Below are 449 nucleotides of genomic sequence, written 5' to 3' on the forward strand. Positions count from 1 at the left end.
GTGAGGCTCTTTTTCAGTGCACCCAAACGCTAATAAACACTTTACATAGAGCAGCGACATACTCGTAAGCTTATACCAACTACCTGCAGGCTAGGCACAATGAACCGATTGAAGTTTCAAAAATCTCTCAACTCTCTTAGAGGCTGGCGTGAACGGGCATTTATGCTTGCAATAGCGGAACGCGCCCTTCCCAACGCCCTCCTATATCTTGACAGTATCGAGTCTGACAGCCCTTCAGACTCTCCACTCAAGCTTGCAGACATCGACAGCGCCTGGAACATGCTCATAATTGAGCAAGACGAAGAAGGTATTGTAGAGCTCCTCGATCTGACCCAGGCGAACATGCCTGATACCGAACAGAGCGAACATTATGGTGCCCTGCCAACTCACGATTGCCTAAGCATTCTAGAACAGGCTCTATTGGCTGGGATCAACGATGAAAAACCACG

General features: G+C 48.6%; 1 protein-coding gene. It reads left to right on the top strand.

Translation table 11 applies throughout. From position 1 onward, the window contains the following. Positions 1–99: 99 nt before the first annotated feature. On the top strand, positions 100–449 hold a 350-nt coding region (locus A3761_RS07385), incomplete at its 3' end, for a DUF416 family protein (protein WP_156491718.1).

It is taken from the genome of Oleiphilus sp. HI0123, assembly GCF_001635315.1.